Origin of the sequence: Limibacter armeniacum (assembly GCF_036880985.1) — a bacterium.
Classification (GTDB): Bacteria; Bacteroidota; Bacteroidia; order Cytophagales; family Flammeovirgaceae; genus Limibacter; species Limibacter armeniacum.
The window spans coordinates 2,491,745-2,509,521 of the sequence record NZ_JBAJNO010000008.1; the positions used below are offsets into that span (position 1 = coordinate 2,491,745).

At 39.9% G+C, this 17,777-nt stretch carries 13 protein-coding genes; 5 read left to right on the forward strand and 8 right to left on the reverse strand.

The annotated features are described in order from the left end of the window. Nucleotides 1–46: 46 nt before the first annotated feature. The 3 genes from V6R21_RS16150 to V6R21_RS16160 form a co-directional block, all read right to left on the reverse strand. On the reverse strand, nucleotides 47–265 hold the full coding sequence (locus tag V6R21_RS16150) for a hypothetical protein (protein ID WP_334244666.1): 219 nt from the start codon (nucleotides 263–265) through the stop codon (nucleotides 47–49). 442 nt (nucleotides 266–707) lie between these two features. Beyond that, nucleotides 708–3,458 carry a phosphoenolpyruvate carboxylase gene (locus V6R21_RS16155; RefSeq protein ID WP_334244667.1) on the reverse strand — a complete coding sequence of 917 codons (2,751 nt, stop codon included), beginning with the start codon at nucleotides 3,456–3,458 and terminating at the stop codon, nucleotides 708–710. Nucleotides 3,459–3,912: 454 nt separating this feature from the next. Then, the gene (locus V6R21_RS16160; protein WP_334244668.1) at nucleotides 3,913–5,850 is read right to left on the reverse strand and encodes a RecQ family ATP-dependent DNA helicase; all 1,938 of its coding nucleotides are present in this window, start codon (nucleotides 5,848–5,850) and stop codon (nucleotides 3,913–3,915) included. Nucleotides 5,851–6,114: 264 nt separating this feature from the next. Here V6R21_RS16160 and V6R21_RS16165 point away from each other — a divergent pair, with 264 nt between their 5' ends. From V6R21_RS16165 to V6R21_RS16175, 3 genes are all read left to right on the forward strand, one after another. After that, complete coding sequence (locus V6R21_RS16165) at nucleotides 6,115–6,789, forward strand: hypothetical protein (RefSeq protein WP_334244669.1); 675 nt, start codon at nucleotides 6,115–6,117, stop codon at nucleotides 6,787–6,789. A gap of 330 nt (nucleotides 6,790–7,119) precedes the next feature. Beyond that, nucleotides 7,120–8,421 (forward strand): L-fucose:H+ symporter permease, encoded by a 1,302-nt coding sequence (fucP, locus tag V6R21_RS16170; RefSeq protein ID WP_334244670.1) that lies wholly within the window; start codon nucleotides 7,120–7,122, stop codon nucleotides 8,419–8,421. A gap of 89 nt (nucleotides 8,422–8,510) precedes the next feature. After that, nucleotides 8,511–9,302, forward strand: coding sequence for a carboxylesterase family protein (locus V6R21_RS16175; protein WP_334244671.1), 792 nt, complete (start codon nucleotides 8,511–8,513; stop codon nucleotides 9,300–9,302). 62 nt (nucleotides 9,303–9,364) lie between these two features. On the opposite strand, the gene V6R21_RS16180 is transcribed toward V6R21_RS16175, so the two are convergent. The 3 genes from V6R21_RS16180 to V6R21_RS16190 form a co-directional block, all read right to left on the reverse strand. Continuing rightward, a complete protein-coding gene (locus tag V6R21_RS16180; protein ID WP_334244672.1) occupies nucleotides 9,365–10,285 on the reverse strand; it encodes a cation diffusion facilitator family transporter in 921 nt (306 codons plus the stop codon). A 178-nt stretch (nucleotides 10,286–10,463) separates the two neighbouring features. Continuing rightward, complete coding sequence (gene pflB, locus V6R21_RS16185; protein WP_334244673.1) at nucleotides 10,464–12,695, reverse strand: formate C-acetyltransferase; 2,232 nt, start codon at nucleotides 12,693–12,695, stop codon at nucleotides 10,464–10,466. A gap of 109 nt (nucleotides 12,696–12,804) precedes the next feature. Further along, nucleotides 12,805–13,644, reverse strand: a complete 840-nt coding sequence (locus V6R21_RS16190) for a formate/nitrite transporter family protein (protein WP_334244674.1) — start codon at nucleotides 13,642–13,644, stop codon at nucleotides 12,805–12,807. Nucleotides 13,645–13,948: 304 nt separating this feature from the next. Between V6R21_RS16190 and V6R21_RS16195 the strand changes: the two genes are divergently transcribed. Next, nucleotides 13,949–14,869, forward strand: coding sequence for a cation diffusion facilitator family transporter (locus tag V6R21_RS16195; protein ID WP_334244675.1), 921 nt, complete (start codon nucleotides 13,949–13,951; stop codon nucleotides 14,867–14,869). Nucleotides 14,870–15,006: 137 nt separating this feature from the next. Next, the gene (locus V6R21_RS16200; RefSeq protein ID WP_334244676.1) at nucleotides 15,007–15,972 is read left to right on the forward strand and encodes a quinone oxidoreductase family protein; all 966 of its coding nucleotides are present in this window, start codon (nucleotides 15,007–15,009) and stop codon (nucleotides 15,970–15,972) included. 51 nt (nucleotides 15,973–16,023) lie between these two features. Here V6R21_RS16200 and V6R21_RS16205 read toward each other — a convergent pair whose 3' ends face one another. Both V6R21_RS16205 and V6R21_RS16210 read right to left on the reverse strand, forming a co-directional pair. Beyond that, nucleotides 16,024–16,821 (reverse strand): TIGR01458 family HAD-type hydrolase, encoded by a 798-nt coding sequence (locus tag V6R21_RS16205; protein WP_334244677.1) that lies wholly within the window; start codon nucleotides 16,819–16,821, stop codon nucleotides 16,024–16,026. A 92-nt stretch (nucleotides 16,822–16,913) separates the two neighbouring features. Continuing rightward, nucleotides 16,914–17,531: an SRPBCC family protein gene (locus V6R21_RS16210; protein ID WP_334244678.1), complete on the reverse strand. Its 618-nt coding sequence runs from the start codon at nucleotides 17,529–17,531 to the stop codon at nucleotides 16,914–16,916. Nucleotides 17,532–17,777 lie beyond the last annotated feature (246 nt).

Consider the following 17,777-nt stretch of genomic DNA (forward strand, 5'->3'; position numbering starts at 1 on the left):
ATTCAGAATTGTTCAGAATTAAACGGACTTGGCTTATTATCAGGAGTTATTTTCCGTTGATAATATCACGATAGTTGCGTGGCTGAATGATAGATTTAAACATGTGGTTAATGCCAGCTACACTCCCCTTCAATACATTTCTGCCAAACTGTACGTAAAGGCATCCAAGTACTACAAGTGTAAAAAGCTCTTTCGGCTCCAGTCCTTCAAACTCAAAAGTAAAGTAAAGAACGTCCTCCATCAAGTTCGGTTTGTTCGCTTGCAATTTAATAAGGTTTTTATGTCTGTGATTGTTAGACCAAAAATGTTAAAAATGTTCAACGCGCACAAAAGTATGAAAGTCCTATTGATTCTGCAACCTGTTGAAGAAGTATCCTAGTGCTTTTTAAGCATTACTAACTAACTCATTTACAGATTAATAATTGATCGAATTTTGAATAAACTCACACCGTTAAATGATATACGCACAATATAGAAAGTATAACAAAATAATATTTTGACTCATCAGGTAAAATCGAAATTTTTAAAAAATATTTTTCAAATTTATTCCGAAGTTCCAATAATTTATTTCCCTGATTAATGGCTCAATAAAATTATTATTTTCAAATGATGGCATACAGTAACTTCTGTCACTTTTTAATAAAATGAAAAAGCCTGAAGGAGTAAGAACACTTCAGGCTTTCAACATTTTTCGAAAATAATTTAAATCAACCTGTAGTCCTCAGTGCACTTGAAATTGCATTGATTGATCCCAGTAGACTTAATAATGTGTATTCTGTTTCTGGTGAGTCAGGCTGTTTCTCCTTCTGATCTCTCCACTTTTTAAGCAATGTAATCTGTTTCTTATGCAGAGGCTTTAAGGCTTCCGATCTTAACAGGTTTGAGTGATAATGATTACTTCTTCTCGCCTCAAACTCCTGTTCCAGCAGCTCCTTGAATATTGCACGTGTTTTCTTGAGCTCGGTAGACAGAATCTTGAAGATAGATGAACGAACCTCTTTATCTTTTACCAATGTTGAGTACTGTTCCATGATTTCCTCATTGGTCGCTTCCAGACTGGTGTCAATATTGGTAAAGACATAACGGATGAACGCATCTGTCTTTAGTCCTTCCTTGAAAGTCTTAAAGTCTTTTGGTCTTTCCTTCTTCAGTCTCTCCAATGTTGTTCCCACACCAAACCAGCTGGTTAGGTTACAACGTGACTGGCTCCAGCTAAATACCCAAGGGATCGCCCTTAAGTCTCCCAATGTTCGCTTACCTGTACGTCTTGCAGGTCTTGAACCAATTCGGCTAGACTCAATAGCATCAATTGGTGTTGCCTCAGCAAAATAAGTAATGAAGTGAGGGTGGTTCAGCAAGTCCACATACAATTGCTTGCTTTCTTCTGCTAACCATGAGAAGATCTTACTGTACTCATAGTTTTTCGGGTCACGTCTTGTGTCACGAATGGTAGCAGCAGCCGTTCCTGCCTGCAACAACTCCAGGTTGTAGCTGGCGTTCATCTTGTTTGCATACTTTTGCTCAATCGTCTCCCCTTGTTCAGTCAGTCTCATGTAACCGTTCAGTGACGACGGTGGCAGTGCTTTGATAAACCAGTTAGTAGGTCCCGCACCACGGCTGATCGATCCACCTTTACCGTGGAAGAATACCATGTTGATCTCACGGTAGGCTCCTACTTCTGTAAGCCTGTTCTGTGCATGGTAAAGTGACCATTGGCTAGCCAAGATACCGCCATCCTTGTTACTGTCACTGTAACCTACCATGACCATTTGCTTAGGCTTCGCCCATCCATTTACCTTACGTTGGTACTCAAGACTGCGTCTGGTAATTGGGTGGTCAAGGTAGCTCTGCATGATTTGAGGGCTATTCTGCAAGTCCTCAATCGTTTCAAACAGAGGCACTACCGGCAACTTACAAACCAAGCCTTCTTCTGTCTGGAATGTAAGTCCCGCCTCACGGCAAAGCAGGTAAACTGATAGCAGGTCAGATACATTTCTTGTCATACTGACAATCAGTGCCCCAATACCGTTCGGTCCATATTTATTAACCTGATCAGCAATCACACTGAAACACTTGGTTGCGGTGTCCGCTTCTTTTTCCAATGGAACATCTGGGTGAGTAAATGGTCTGTTGGACTGAAGCTCGCTATTCAGGAATACGATTCTCTTTTCTTCGCTCCATGTGATGAAACGGTCACCGTCCATCGAAGCTGCATTCATCAGTTGCGCAATGGCTTTGTCATAGAAGCTACTATTCTGACGAATATCCAGTTTTGCCAAATGGAAACCGAAAGTGTCTACTATCCTGATAGCTTCATTGACATATTGATATGCACCATTCTTGGCACCAAACTTCACTAGTGCCTCTTGCAGTATCAACAGGTCATCTTTCAGCTCTGAAGAATAGAAATAAGAATGAGGGTGCTCAATCAATCCAATAGCATGTTCACTGCTTACATGTACTGGAAGTTTCAGCATCAATAGCGCAAGGTATTGTCTGAATACCTCTCCTTTGTTTCTATCAAAAGTCAGTTGCGCCTCACTGCCAAACTCCGCCATGATCTCATTGATACGCTTCTTCAACTTCTTGTCAGCTTCCTCAAACTTACATGAGTAGCTTAACTTTTTCACTAGTTGAAGAATGGCATCCCTAATCAGGATCATAGCATTAAGCCTTAGCTTATGCAAAGTAGAACGTGTCACTTCATCCGTTACAAAAGGGTGTCCGTCACGGTCACCACCTACCCAGTCACCAAATGAAATACGTGCTCTGTCGTTTACGTTCTGAATCAGTTCCGGCGCGAAACCAGCCTCTTTCCAAGCTTGCTCAAAACGTCTGTCCAAGATTGGCAATACCTTCAGGAAAACATTATTGAGATAGTGCATAACGTTTCTCAATTCGTCTTCCACCTCTGGCTTCTCGATATAGATCTCTCCTGTACGCCAAAGGGTATCCAGCATGTTTTTGATGTCATTCCTGTTAAGCTCCTGCTCATAACGGGTGTACATCTGGTTTTCACGGTTCAGCATCAACAGGTAAATACTTCTGTTGTGTTCCAGTACGGTCGTACGTTTAGCTTCCGTTGGGTGAGCAGTAAGTACAGGCTCAACCATAATGTCTTTCAGTTTTTCAACAATCTGAGGTCCAGTGAAGCCTTCTTTCTTGAGTTGAACTAGCTTTTCACCCCAAAGTCCGTGAACGGTTGCCACAGACTGGTCATTTTCTTTCTTACGTCTGTGCTGTACTGCACCATTTACCTCAACCGTGTTAAGTAACTGGAAACAGAGAGAGTAAAGTTGAATCAACTCACCATTGAAACCATCCAAAGATGGAGACTCAGCGTTGATCCATGGAATTTGCTTGGCAAGCTCAGCTTCACCGTTTTCTTCCAATACTTCTTTCAAGCACGTCAGGAGAAACTCCAGATCTTCATAGGGTTTGCCTATTCGATCTTTCACCAATCCAAGTGTGTTTAACTTTTCGTTTTTCTTCAAATTCATAATAGAAATGGAAATAGAATAAGTGGAAAAAATAATAGAGTCGAGGTTTGTATATACCTCTACACACGCCGCTGTAAGCCATTGGTTCACTGGCTTTCAGTTTTCGGGCAGGGTTGTTTTCACCCTGAATGTGACTGAATTACTTTCGTAAAACGCCTTTATTATTTTTGTTAGAACTAGACATAGTATTTACGAATATACAATCTTCTCAAGATAAATACATATTTTTTATCAAATCAACACAATTACTGACTTTTAGTTATAAATATCACAAGTCGGTCATTTATTATTTAAATTTCAAATGAATAACTACTCATTTCGTGAAATTGATTTCAATTTCTCTTTCTATAAAACAAAAAAGCTGTCCCAACTCTCTCAGGACAGCTAAATCTTTATTGATTTTTTTCTAAGCTTATTGATTCAAATGCTGCTCAACCCAGTCTTCTACTTGTTTGAATGGGTAAGACTCCAATAAGCCAAACCCTGATTTCTGTCTATTTCTAATTCTTGAAAACTTAGGGTTTGAAATTCCACATAGAAATAAGGCTACAGTTCTGGCAGCCGGAACCTTGTTCAATACCTTTTCTACATTTCCTATAATCTCCCCTGCATCCATACTGCCCAAGCTTGGCAACTCCTGAGCTTCAGGAAGTGTTACTTTTCCTGTTTGACAAACAGAACAGTGTCCACAATTCGCCCAATCGGTTTCTTCACCAAAGTACTCAGACAAAGATTTGGTAAGACAGTGATCACTCTCAAGCATCTCAACCATATGGTGCAGCCTGTCAATCTCTCCAGTTTCCTTATTGACAAAAAGCTGATGCAGTTCTTTTGCCGTCGATTCAGGATCAAAATCCTGCTTCAGTACCCTGAATACTTCCGTCATTTTCTTCGCTTCTAGCTTGACCCACCCTTTTGAGTCAAAGTACTCCAACGCACTGATCACCCGCTTTCGATCATACTTCTCTTCATTGAGCAGCTTTTCCATATCGACGGCACTCCAAAGTTTTGCTTTAGGAGAGTGTGAAAATACATTCCAGATAAACTTTTGACGTTCGCCTTCAAACTTGCCAATGATTGACTCACGAGGAATCAACTCCTTAAACCTATACTCTGCATAATAACTATACATTGGCTGAATTACCCCTAGCGATTCCAAATAAACCAATAATGTCTTCAATGGAAGCTGTCTGATATTGGAGTCATTACTTAGCTGATAAAGCTGCATCTCCCAACGGTCACCTGAAGCCTTGATTCCTTCCAGTACCTTCTGAATGCTTTCCAGTTCAGGTGTATCTCCAAAAACAAAGTTTTCAAGTACATTCAGGTTATCTCTACTTGCCAATACAATACATTCCGAATCATTGCCATCACGTCCTGCCCTGCCAATCTCCTGACTGTAATTCTCAATGGATTTGGGCAGGTCAAAGTGAATCACATTTCTGATATCCTGCTTGTCAATCCCCATCCCAAAAGCTATCGTTGCTACAATCACCTTAGACTTTCCAGACATAAACCTATCCTGAATCGCTTTTCGGTCATCAGGTTTCATACCTGCATGGTAAGCCTCCGCTACTACTCCTTGGTCAACCAAATAATTCGCAACATCATTGGCTGTCTGCTGAAGCGTTACATACACAATACTACTCTCCTCTTTTTTAGCGGAAAGTAGCGTAGCCAATTTAGCAAGCTTTTCTTGGTGACTGGTTGGCTCAATACTTATATGCAAGTTGGGTCTGTAAAAGCCTGTTACCGTTACATTTTCTGGAGGAAACCCAAACTTTTTGCACATATCTGCTACTACTTTTGGGGTTGCGGTAGCCGTCAATAACAATACTTGAGGAATATTGAAATCCTGTCGATACTGTGGCAACTTCAGGTAATCAGGTCTAAAATTATGTCCCCATTCCGAGATACAGTGTGCCTCATCCACCACCAGCATGGATAATTTGAGTGAGTGCAAGAATGTTCTGAAACGCTCATTCTTAAACCTTTCAACTGAAATAAACAGTATTTTATATTCACCAGCTTTCAGTCCATTAGCAATTTGGTTCGCCTCATCTGGTGTAAGCGTGGAATCTATACGGGCAGCAGGTATACCTTTCCGTTTCAAGAAATCCATCTGATCCTGAATAAGCGCCAACAAAGGAGAAACAACCACCGTTAGGTGTGGCAGCAATACTGCTGACAGCTGATAGCAAAGAGATTTCCCCGAACCTGTAGGAAATATCGCTGTGGCTGACTCACCTGAAACAATCCGGTCGATCACTTCTTCCTGACCATCCCTGAAGTGTGTAAAACTGAAATACTTTTCCAATGCCAACGCTGTGGCTTTCTTATTCTCGGACATATAGTGAAGCTGATTTCTGTATTATAAAGAATGGATAAAAGTAAAAACTAAAGGACAGAACTAGAAATTACGCTTTAATTCATTTCGAAACACACAGCGTGACAAATTTGTCACTCCTTCATTATCAACTAAATCCCACGACCTTTTAGATTTGAATTGGACTGGATGATGATACTTTTCAGATTGCTTAATATATAGAATAAGCATGCCTTATTGTATATTTCGGCTTTGATGTAAAAATACAACCACTATCAGCAAATAACCATGGAAGCCAAAAGACACCTTATTTCTACTGAAACTGCGATCACAATAGCAGAAAACCTTTATCAAAATAACACTTTTCACCATCAGTATGACCATGAGAAACATACACTTTTGATCACAGGTAAGGATGAAGCGCTAGAAATTCAGCTGAGGCTCCCCATACACTACAAGTTCTCTCATCCAGATGCAATAGTCAATTACCTTATAGTCCTGGTCCAGACAGAAAACAGTGCGATTGGTTACTTTGAAGGAACTGAGAATATTGACCACAAAGCTTTTTCTTCTTATGGAGTCCGCAAGAAGCAAGGGAAAAGTCAGATCAAGTACTTAAAGACCCGAGGCAAGTCTAAGGCTGGGTCAAGAGTAAGGTTAGGCAATACCACCAATTTTTTTGAGAAAATAAACACTAGGCTACAAGACCATTTCAATGATTACGAGATAGAGAGAATTGCTTTCAGTTGTTCTAAAATTCTACTGCCTTTCTTATTCAAAGCATCTGTCCCATGTCCTTTTGACAAAAAAGATGAACGAATATTCAAAATCCCAAGACACATACACACAGCCAATTATGAAGAATTGTTGAACGTACACAAGTTTCTACAAAAAGGAGAACTGATTTACAGTGAAGAACAACAAACGTTTGCAGAACAAATATTGGATTTGGGGAATTCGTAAAAGGAAAGTATATAAATTAAAGGTTTCTATGATACATTTTCTAATACCAATTTAGCATGATTTTTACACATTACTGACAATATACACAACGACACAACCAACTGTATTTGTGATAGTTAAAAACAATCTATACATCAAAATCGCTTTCAATATTTTCGTCTAAAGAACATAATTTTTTCAAAAAAATATTTTTCCTCCTCTTGGTAATAAGCAAGCTTTTAAGTCATATTTGTACACTTACTAAATTAATTTATTAAACTAATCGTGTGTTTAAGTGCTTTTTCAACCGCTATACTTTCATCAACTTTATAACTAAAATATTTAACAGATATGGCTATTAGCGTAGAACCTAAAGTTGCTCCTCAGCAACAGAATACGACTGGTGGAAACAATACATTTGCTTTTATCGTCGTAACAGGATTGTTTTTTATGTGGGGATTTCTAACTGTGTTGAACGATATCCTAATCCCACACCTTAAAGGTCTTTTTGACTTGAACTATACCCAAGCTTCATTGGTACAGTTCGCTTTTTTTGCTGCTTATTTTATAGTTTCCCTTCCTGCAGGTAAAATTATTGAAAAAGTAGGCTATCAAAATGGTATTGTATTAGGGCTCTTAATTGCAGCAACAGGTACATTCTTATTTTATCCTGCTGCTGAAATAAGAGTATTTCCACTGTTCCTGATGGCATTGGTGGTATTGGCTTCCGGAATTACCATTTTGCAAGTTGCAGCCAACCCATATGTTTCTATTTTGGGTAAACCTGAAAAAGCAGCGAGCCGTCTAAATTTAGCACAAGCACTCAATTCTTTGGGAACGACATTGGGTTCTAAATTTGGACAAATTTTCATCCTTGCAAATGTTATTTTCTACACTGCAGATGAATTAGCGGCATTATCACCAGAGCAAGTTTTAGAAGCTGAAGCAAAAACAGCGGCATCAATTCAAGGTCCTTATGTAAGTTTTGGTATTGCTCTTGTAGTTATGGCGGTTATAATGAAACTAGTCAAACTACCTGTTATTAATACTAGCTCCCCTAAAACAGAAACAACTACGACTTCTAAAAAAAGTATTTGGTCTTTTACTCACCTAATCTTGGGTGTGGTTGCCATCTTTATGTATGTTGGCTCAGAAGTTTCTATAGGTAGTTTCTTAGTTAATTACATAATGGAAAAATCAACTCTTCCAATTGAAGAGGCTGATGCAGCAAAATGGCTACCTTATTTTTGGGGAGGACTAATGGTAGGTCGTTTTATCGGATCAGCTTTATCTGCAAGATTCAAAGCTTCAAGCATTCTTACTATTTTCTCTGTTTCATGTGTTGCATTAATAGTTACTTCTATGTCATTAGAAGGTATGCCTGCAATATATGCAATGGTCGCTACTGGTCTTTTCCTTTCAGTGATGTTCCCAACAATCTTTACATTGGCGATTCACAAGTTAGGTGTTCATACAAGCCAAGGATCATCGCTTCTTGTTATGGCGATCGTTGGTGGAGCATTGCTACCAGTTCTGATGGGCTTTGTAGCTGACTCAATTTCACTAAATGTAGCATTCACGGTTCCATTCATTGGTATTCTCTACATTGCCTTCTACGGATGGAAAGGTAGCGAACCAAAAGGTGTTGAATAATCAACCTTGGATGGACTTCAATATAAAAGACAGATTCTCTAGAGGGTCTGTCTTTTTTTATAAATCAAATCTAAACTGATAACTACACTATGAAAATTGTAAAACTGATTACGCTTTTAGTATGCCTAATAGGCTTGTTTGGTACAGTGTCAGCTCAAGACACTCCTCAATACGAGGCCAAACAATATATTGTAAAAGGCGACACCCTCAACTACCGTATCCTTTTCCCTAAGGATTATGACAGCACCAAGAAATACCCATTCATTCTGTTTCTGCATGGTGCTGGCGAAAGAGGCAATGACAATGAGAAACAGTTGATGCACGGAAGTACATTATTTACACAACCCGAAAATTATGATAAGTATCGTGCTATAGTTGTTTTCCCCCAGTGTCCTGAAGGCAGTTTTTGGTCAAATATTGATTTCACTAAAAATGAGGATGGAACCAGAGAGTTGAACTTCCCTTCAAAAAATCTTCTGAACACACCTGGAAAAATGGCAATGGATGTGGTGAAAAACCTTGTAGATGAAAAAAAGGTAGATGAATCCAGCATGTATGTCATGGGGCTTTCGATGGGTGGTTTTGGTACACTGGCAACCATTGGAACATATCCTAAAACGTTTGCTGCTGCTATCCCAATCTGTGGAGGAGGAAACACTAATGTTGCCAAAAAATACGCAAAAAATACTGCAACCTGGTTATTCCACGGAGCCAAGGATAATGTTGTTTTGCCTGAAAACTCCAGAACCATGTACAAGGCATTACAGGATTTGAATGCAGAAGTGAAATACACTGAATACCCTGAAGCAAACCATAACAGTTGGGACCCTGCCTTTGCAGAAAGTGAATTGCTGCCTTGGTTATTTTCACATAAGAGATAAGTCCATCATATATTGATACAAAAAAGCCCGAACATCAACTGCTGTTCGGGCTTTCTCTTTTTTTATGCTTTGCTCTTTCTTTTGATAGTTTCTGCTTCAATAAATATTCTATTCACAACAGGAATACGCTTTCTGATACTATCCTCTATCCTATCAATGGTCTGTTCTACCTCATCAGGTGTAAGGCTATCCTTGAAATTCACTTCCAGGTTAACCAATACTTCGTTCGGACCAAAATAAAGGCTCAATGGTCGTTTGTATTCCAACACATTCCCTTCTGCTGCTAGAATATCTGTGATGATCTTATTATCTCTTGGCATAAGTCCTTCTCCTACCAGCAGTCCTTTACATTCTACTGCAAAAAACATGGAAACGGCAATAAGCAACAATCCAATTAGTATTGAACCAATGCCATCAAAATAAACGATACCTGTTACCTGTCCCAAGAATACACAAACCAATGCAATTACCAATCCCAAACATGCGGCAGTATCTTCAATAACAATTGCCACAGTAGAGGTATCCTTACTGTCCATTAGGCTTTGAATAAATGGTGTATCCCCTCTTGATTCATTGAATTGTTTCAAAGCAACCCTTAATGCTGAGCCCTCAAATATCAGCGCCAACGTCAGAATTACGTAGTTCCAGATTACATTTTCCACTTTTACAGGGCTGATGATATGGTGAATTCCTTCATAAAGGGCAACACCTCCACCCAATGCAAAAATCAGGATTGCCACTACAAAACTCCAGAAAAACACTTCCTTTCCATATCCAAAGGGGTGCTTTTCATCTGCTGGCTTGACACTCTGTTTCAAACCGAATAATAACAGAACGCCATTTCCTGTATCTACCATTGAGTGAATCCCTTCAGACATCATAGAAGATGAGCCAGTAAAAAATGCGCCTATAAACTTGCTGATTGCGATTCCAAGGTTGGCCAAGATTGCGCCATAGATTGCCTTTTTCGATGAACCTGCCATTTTATCTTTTTTTGTTCAAAAAATCATTCACGTAATCAGACAAAAATACAGATTCAACATTCCAAAATGAAGCTATGGAAGAAACATCTGTTGAAAAAATACAAAACTCATTTGTTCTAAACATAAAAGAGGCTGCACCCTTTCAGGAACAGCCTCTATATTTAGCATATGTTTATCATTACATCGACTCATGGAAAGTCCTTGCAATCACTTCCAGTTGGTGTGCTTTAGACAATCTGATAAAGTTCACCGCATATCCTGAAACACGGATGGTCAGTTGCGGATAATTTTCAGGGTGTTCGTAAGCATCCATCAACGTATCACGGTTCAGTACATTGACATTCAAGTGATGAGCTCCTTTTCCAAAGTACCCATCCATCATGGCTACAAGGTTATCAATTTGCATGTCCTTGCCAGCACCCAAAGCTTGTGGTACAATAGAGAATGTATTTGAAATACCGTCCTGTGCATCATCATAATTCAGTTTTGCCACAGAGTTCAAGGAAGCAATTGCTCCGTGAGTGTCTCTACCGTGCATTGGGTTGGCACCTGGTGCAAATGACTCTCCTGCCTTACGACCGTCAGGAGTAGAACCTGTTTTCTTACCATACATCACATTTGAAGTAATGGTAAGGAGTGACATAGTAGGCACTGCGTTACGGTAAGTTTTATGCTTAGCCAATTCGCTAAAGAAGTAATGAGTAATTTCCTTCGCAATATTGTCTACCCTATCATCATCATTACCGAATTTAGGGAAGTCACCATCGATCTCGAAATCTACAGTCAGTCCATCTTCATTACGCACAGGCGTTACTTTTGCATACTTGATTGCTGACAGTGAGTCGGCTATAATGGAGATACCGGCAGCACCATATGCCATATCAATACCAGGATTGGTATCCAAGAAGGCAAACTGTGCTTTTTCATAGTAATAATGGTCGTGCATATAGTGGATGATATTCATCGTTTTGGCATATACACGAGCCACATCCTTCATTGCCAGCTTAAAGTTTGCCAAGACCTTATCGTAGTCCAGTACCTTGTCAGCAGACATCTCTTTGATACCCTCTACAATCTGAGCACCTTTAAACTCTTCCTTACCACCATTCAATGCCAAAAGTAGTGTCTTAGGCAGGTTAGTTCTTGCTCCAAAGAACTGAATACGTTTACCGATATGCTGGTAAGATACACAGCAAGCAATACCATAATCGTCAGAACCACGGTTAGGACGCATCAGGTCGTCATTCTCATATTGCACTGAAGAAGTGTCAATTGAAACCTGAGAACAGAATTGCTTAAACCCTTCTGGCAGGTTATCAGACCAAAGTACAGTCAGGTTTGGCTCAGGCGATGGACCTAAGTTGTAAAGCGTTTGCAGGAACCTGAATGAGGTCTTGGTTACCTTGGTTCTGCCATCATTGTACATACCACCGATAGCTTCAGTTACCCAAGTTGGGTCACCACCAAAGATCTCATCGTATGCACCAGGACGCAGATGACGCACCATTCTGAGTTTCATTACAAAATGGTCGATAAATTCCTGCGCTTCTTCTTCAGTGATAAGCCCTTCTTCAAGGTCATTCTGAATATATACATCAAAGAAGGATGAAACGTTACCCAATGACATTGCGGCACCATCCTGCTCTTTTACGGCAGCCAAGTACGCCATATAGGTCCATTGAATCGCTTCTTGAGCATTTTCAGCAGGTCTGCTTAAATCCAGTCCATGCATTTCGCCCAAAACCTTGATATCATTGAGTGCTTTAACCTGCTCACTCACTTCAAGACGCAAGCGTATTTGTTCAGCAGTCAAGTCACCTTCAATGGCTACTTTATCTTTCTGCTTTTCTTCAATCAAGCGGTCAGTACCATACAAAGCCAGTCTACGGTAATCACCAATGATACGGCCACGGGCATAATTATCAGGAAGACCTGTCAGGATACCCATTGAACGGTAATTTCTGATCTCCTGGTCATAGGCAGAGAATACCGCATTATTGTGATCCATCACACATTCAAAAACCTTGGTTACTTCAGGGTTTACCTGCTTGCCTTTTTCCTGAACGGCTTTTTCTACCACACGGTAACCACCATAGGGTTTCATAGCACGCTTCAGTAGCATATCGGTTTGAAGTCCCACAATTTTCTCAAGATTGCTATCGATGTAGCCAGGTTTATGACTTGTCACTGTAGAAATTGTATCTACATCAACATCTCGACAACCACCATTTTCACGCTCTTCTTTCATGGCAACCAAACATAAGTCCCAAAGTTTTTTGGTTGCTTCTGTCGGTCCAGACAAGAAAGATGCGTCCCCCTCGTAAGGTGTTACGTTATTGATTACAAAATCGTAAACGTCAATAGTGTTTTGCCACTTAGTCCCTTTGAATGATGCTACAGTCGTTTTCATAAGTGATGATTTGTCTGATACTGAAAAAAAATATATTCCTAATTATATGGTAAATCCTATTTCTAAACATCAATCCATTGATGTCCGTTCTTTTTTATCTATTGAATGTCTATACATTCACCAATTCTTTTTCCATCTCCTCTACTGGCATATTATCTGTCTTCTTCTTATCCGGTTTCACATAGATATACCAGTAGGCTGCTCCTACGAATAATGCTCCACCAACAATATTACCCAAAGTGGCAGGGATCAGGTTTGCTGTAATAAACTGACTCCAAGAGATGTCTGCTCCAAGTAACATACCCATCGGAACAAAAAACATATTGGCAATACAGTGCTCAAAACCAAATGCCACAAACGTCATAACCGGAAACCATATACCTAACACCTTACCTGTAATGTCTTTAGCTGCATATGCTTGCCAAGCAGCCAAACAAACAAGCCAGTTGGCTCCGATGCCTTTCACGAATGTCTTGAAGAATGGATTGGAAGTTTTGGCCACCGCAATATTGATTGCAGAATCCGCAAATGGCCCAGAGGTAAGAAGACCTGTATGGTAACCTAAGAAATATGCCACAAAGACAGCCCCTACAAAATTGGATAGGTAGCCCACTGTCCATACTTTAAGCAGTGATTTCATGCTACGTTCCTTATTGAGAACAGAAACCGTCATGATAGCTGTACTTGACGTAAACAGCTCTGCTCCTGCAACAATCACCAGAATAAGACCGATCGGGAATACAGCACCAAAAGCAAACTTGACAAGACCAGGGTTCTCAGCTGCGATGCCTGGCATACCACCTCCTACTACTAATGCTAATACACTTCCGAATGCGACATAAGCACCTCCGAAAAAACCTAAAAGCAATTGTTTGTCTAATGAGTAGCTGTCTTTCTGAATGGCTGCCTTGCTGATGGCTGGTAAAATTTCTTTTGGTGTATTATACATAAATATGTCAGTCAGAAATAAAGTGATGAGATATAGTTTCCTTTCCGACTACAAAGGTGGGGATGATTGGCCTTACATTTCAGTAACTTTCATCAACGTTTTTTGAAGATTCTTCTCAAAATGCACTTTTAAAAAATCATAACACACTCATAATCAACTCTTTTTAAATGTATTTTATACGTTTATTCACAAATTAATACTATCATTGCGTAAGTCGAACCGACAATAGTTTTTCAATCGAAACAAAAGCATGTTATCTTGGCTTATGTAAAAAACTAAACATCAATAAGCCGAACTTTTCAATATGTCACACTTTCATCATCACGACCATTCTCACGGAATTCACTCCCATTCTGAAAGCGGCAGTATCCGTTCAGCGTTCTTTTTGAATGCATTTTTTACCATCATAGAAATCATTGGTGGTATTATGACCAACTCAATGGCTATTTTGTCTGACGCTGTTCACGATCTTGGGGATACTTTTGCCTTAGGAATGGGGTACTACTTTGAAAAAATCTCTGACAAAAGAGAAGATTTCCGCTATACCTATGGTTACAGACGATATTCTCCTCTTTCGGCAGTCATTAACGCAACAGTACTAACTGTGGGTAGTGTATTGATTATAGCCCAAACAGTTCCCCGACTACTCAAACCAGAGGCGGTGGATACAGAAGGAATGCTATTTCTGGCAATATTAGGTGTGATTGTAAATGGGGTTGCCGTATTCAAATTGAGTAAAAATAAGGGCTCTGCTAACCACAGAGTGATGATGTTGCACTTGATGGAAGATGTGTTAGGTTGGGTCGCTGTCCTGATCGGGAGTTTGGTCATGCACTTTTATGACCTCCCAATCATTGACCCGATACTTTCTATGGGAATTGCCTGCTATGTACTGTTTAATGCACTCAGAAATATCAAACAGATTGTACCGATTTTCCTTCAGGCAGTACCATACAATATCAGTGTAAATAAGGTAAAAGCAAGTCTGGAAGAGATCAAGCATGTATTGGAAGTACATGATATACATGTGTGGTCATTGGATGGCGAATTCAATATTATCACCATTCATGTTGTGGTAGATGAAAGCCTTTCACTTGAAAAATGTTTTGAAGTAAAAAGGATAGTCCGTGATCACCTGATGACCCTACAGATACAACACGCAACCATAGAGATAGAACTTTCCAGTGAGCATTGTGACATCACAGAAGCAGGTTCTATGCACTAATACTAAACAAAGGTTGATTGATAGAATCATGTATTATGGCAAACTTTTTATTGGGAGATCTGTTAAACCATGATTGTCATTCAGCCTTAATTTTAGTAAATCGGGCGCTCATCAAATAACACTAAAGCATACAAACCATGAAAGCACTTTGCTTTGATAAATTCGGGGGACCTGATGTCCTCTACTATGGAGACATACCTGAACCAAGTATTCAAGACAACGAAATACTACTAGAAACAAAGGCCATCGGGCTGAACTTTGCAGATGTTTATCGCCGAAAAGGCAACTACCATCTTGAAGGAAAACCTCCTTACATCCCAGGCTATGAAGGAGCTGGCGTTGTAAAAGCAGTAGGCGCTTCCGTAAGTGGCATTGCAGTTGGTGACCGTATCGCCTTTGCTGATGTTCCTTATGCAAATGCAGAACTGGTTGCAGTCCCTGAGGAAAAAGCCGTTCCAATTCCTGAAGGTATTTCTTTTGAACAAGCTGCTTCCCTTATGCTACAAGGCTTGACGGCACAATACCTGATGTTTGATAGCTACAAGGTAAAGGCAGGAGATATTGTATTGGTACATGCCGCAGCAGGTGGTGTTGGACAGTACCTTGTTCAGATAGCCAAATCATTGGGAGCGACCGTTATTGGGCTAACTTCTTCTGAAGAAAAACAGGCAGCAGCATCTAATGCTGGTGCTGACAAGGTATTTCTTTATGGCGATCACTGGACTGAAAAAGTCCTGGAGTTTACGCAGCAACAAGGAGTAGATGTCGTATACGAATCTGTCGGAACGACTATTATGGATAGCTTTGAGGTAACACGTATCAAAGGTACAGTCGTATTCTTCGGTATGGCAGCAGGAGACCCTGTACACATCGACCCTAGAATGCTGATGGATACTTCCAAAACGCTGACGGGTGGTGACCTTTGGAACTATCTGGTATCTAAAGAAGAAAGACTAAATAGGTCTGAAGCCTTATTTGAGATGGTCAAAAAGGGTGATATCAAAGTAAATATTGACAGCACATTCAAACTTTCGGAAGGAAATAAAGCGCATGCTTACCTTGAAAGCCGCAAAAGCAAAGGGAAGATACTTCTGATACCATAAATATATAAAAGCTCTTTGCAGCCTGTTTTGCAAAGAGCTTTTACCACTTACCTAAACGAGTTTTGAAAATGCTTCCAATGAATCAACCACCAAATCAGGCGTAACAGGCGATGCCTCCAATATTTCTTGCCTGAACTTGCCAGTTCTGACCAAAATACCTTTCACTCCCGCATTTTGTGCTCCTCCAATATCCCCATCCACATCATCACCAATCATCAATACTTTATCCGATGTAAGCCCCAAGCTATTGACCCCCATCTCAAAAAATGCACTCCCTGGTTTTCCTGAGATATAGGCTTTCTTTCCTGTTGAATACTCCAGTCCTGCCACAAATGCCCCTATATCCAGCTTTAACCCAGCTTCCGTTTTCCAAAACCTTCCTTTGTGCAAAGTCAGCATTTCGGCACCTTCCATAACCAGTTTAAAGATCCTACTCATTAATTCATAATCCCAGACATCACCAATGTCCCCTATTACAACTACCTCAGGGTTGGTCTCGACTAATTCAAATTGTTCATTAAAATACGCCCTGATTGATTTACTTACTACAGGATAAATACTCCTGATACCTTTTGCTTTTAGGTAATTGGCCGCTGCAACCGGAGGAGTAATGATTTCATCCATTCCAACATCTACTCCCATTCTAACTAACCGTTCATGAATGGAAGCTACCGGACGACCTGATGTGTTGGTTAAAAACCTAATCGGTATTTGCTTTTGCTTCAGTATCCTTATGGCTTCAATCGAACCTGCTATGGGCGTTTCACTTATATACACTACCCCATCCAAATCACATAAAACCCCTTCAATATCTTTTAGCCAATCATTTTCCATAGTCTGTCTTTTCAAATTTCAAAGTGAGTCAGTATCCCTTTAATAAAACAAAAATGCCGGAAGGAATCCTTCCGGCATATAAAATTAATAAGTAAAAGTCTATCAAATCAATTTACTGATTCCTCCACAACCTCGGCATCTTCTGAGCTAGAAACGTCTGCCAATTCAGCTTCCAGCATTTTCATTTCAGCTTCCATTTTCTTTTCCACTACTGCATTCAGATTAACAAGACCTTGCTCATAATCTTTCAGAATAGCTTCTTCCATCATGAAAGCACCCATATAACGGTAAATCGGATTCAAGCCAAAGTCCATGTCCATAAACCACACGACTTCTGTTCCACCGTCCACTTCAGCAATCTTATAACCGCAAGGGCTTGCCGCACTCCAACCTTCAAATGATGTTTCGTAAAGGATCTCATTGTCTCCCACTTTTGTGAGGACCATTTTACCACTGCCAACATGGCTGTCTTCACTTGACCAACTCATGGTAGCACCTTCTACACCTTGTTGGTCAGAGTATTCATATTTTGTTTCTGGGTCAAGCTTAGCCCAAGGGGACCAGCTATTAAAGTTTTTAAAGTTTACCAATTGTGCCTGTACGACATCATGGTTGCCATGAATCATCATTGATTTTTCAATGTGAAGTTTACTGGGGTACAAAAAACCACCCAGTGCTGCCAATACGATTACAGCAAGTAGTCCAAAGAGAATTTTTTTTAGCATAATGAAAATAGTTAGTTTTAATAATTGTGCCTGTGAAGTCTTACGACAGAAAACCACCGGCAGACCGTAAAACAAGCACGAAGTAGTATAAGGTTACATAACAATATTCACAATTATTATTATTCTTCAAAGTGAATAGAAATAAAAAAGACCTCGTACCGATACGGTACGAGGTCTTCACTTTTACAATTAAACCAAATAATTCTAGATCTTCAATCTGCTTTCGCTTTCATGAATATCTAATTA

Coding starts and splice junctions, on each gene's coding strand:
- V6R21_RS16190 (WP_334244674.1), bottom strand. CDS start 13,644: ATGTATAATACACCAAAAGAAATTTTACCAGCCATCAGCAAGGCAGCC.
- V6R21_RS16195 (WP_334244675.1), top strand. CDS start 13,949: ATGTCACACTTTCATCATCACGACCATTCTCACGGAATTCACTCCCAT.
- V6R21_RS16175 (WP_334244671.1), top strand. CDS start 8,511: ATGAAAATTGTAAAACTGATTACGCTTTTAGTATGCCTAATAGGCTTG.
- V6R21_RS16160 (WP_334244668.1), bottom strand. CDS start 5,850: ATGTCCGAGAATAAGAAAGCCACAGCGTTGGCATTGGAAAAGTATTTC.
- V6R21_RS16180 (WP_334244672.1), bottom strand. CDS start 10,285: ATGGCAGGTTCATCGAAAAAGGCAATCTATGGCGCAATCTTGGCCAAC.
- fucP (WP_334244670.1), top strand. CDS start 7,120: ATGGCTATTAGCGTAGAACCTAAAGTTGCTCCTCAGCAACAGAATACG.
- pflB (WP_334244673.1), bottom strand. CDS start 12,695: ATGAAAACGACTGTAGCATCATTCAAAGGGACTAAGTGGCAAAACACT.
- V6R21_RS16210 (WP_334244678.1), bottom strand. CDS start 17,531: ATGCTAAAAAAAATTCTCTTTGGACTACTTGCTGTAATCGTATTGGCA.
- V6R21_RS16165 (WP_334244669.1), top strand. CDS start 6,115: ATGGAAGCCAAAAGACACCTTATTTCTACTGAAACTGCGATCACAATA.
- V6R21_RS16200 (WP_334244676.1), top strand. CDS start 15,007: ATGAAAGCACTTTGCTTTGATAAATTCGGGGGACCTGATGTCCTCTAC.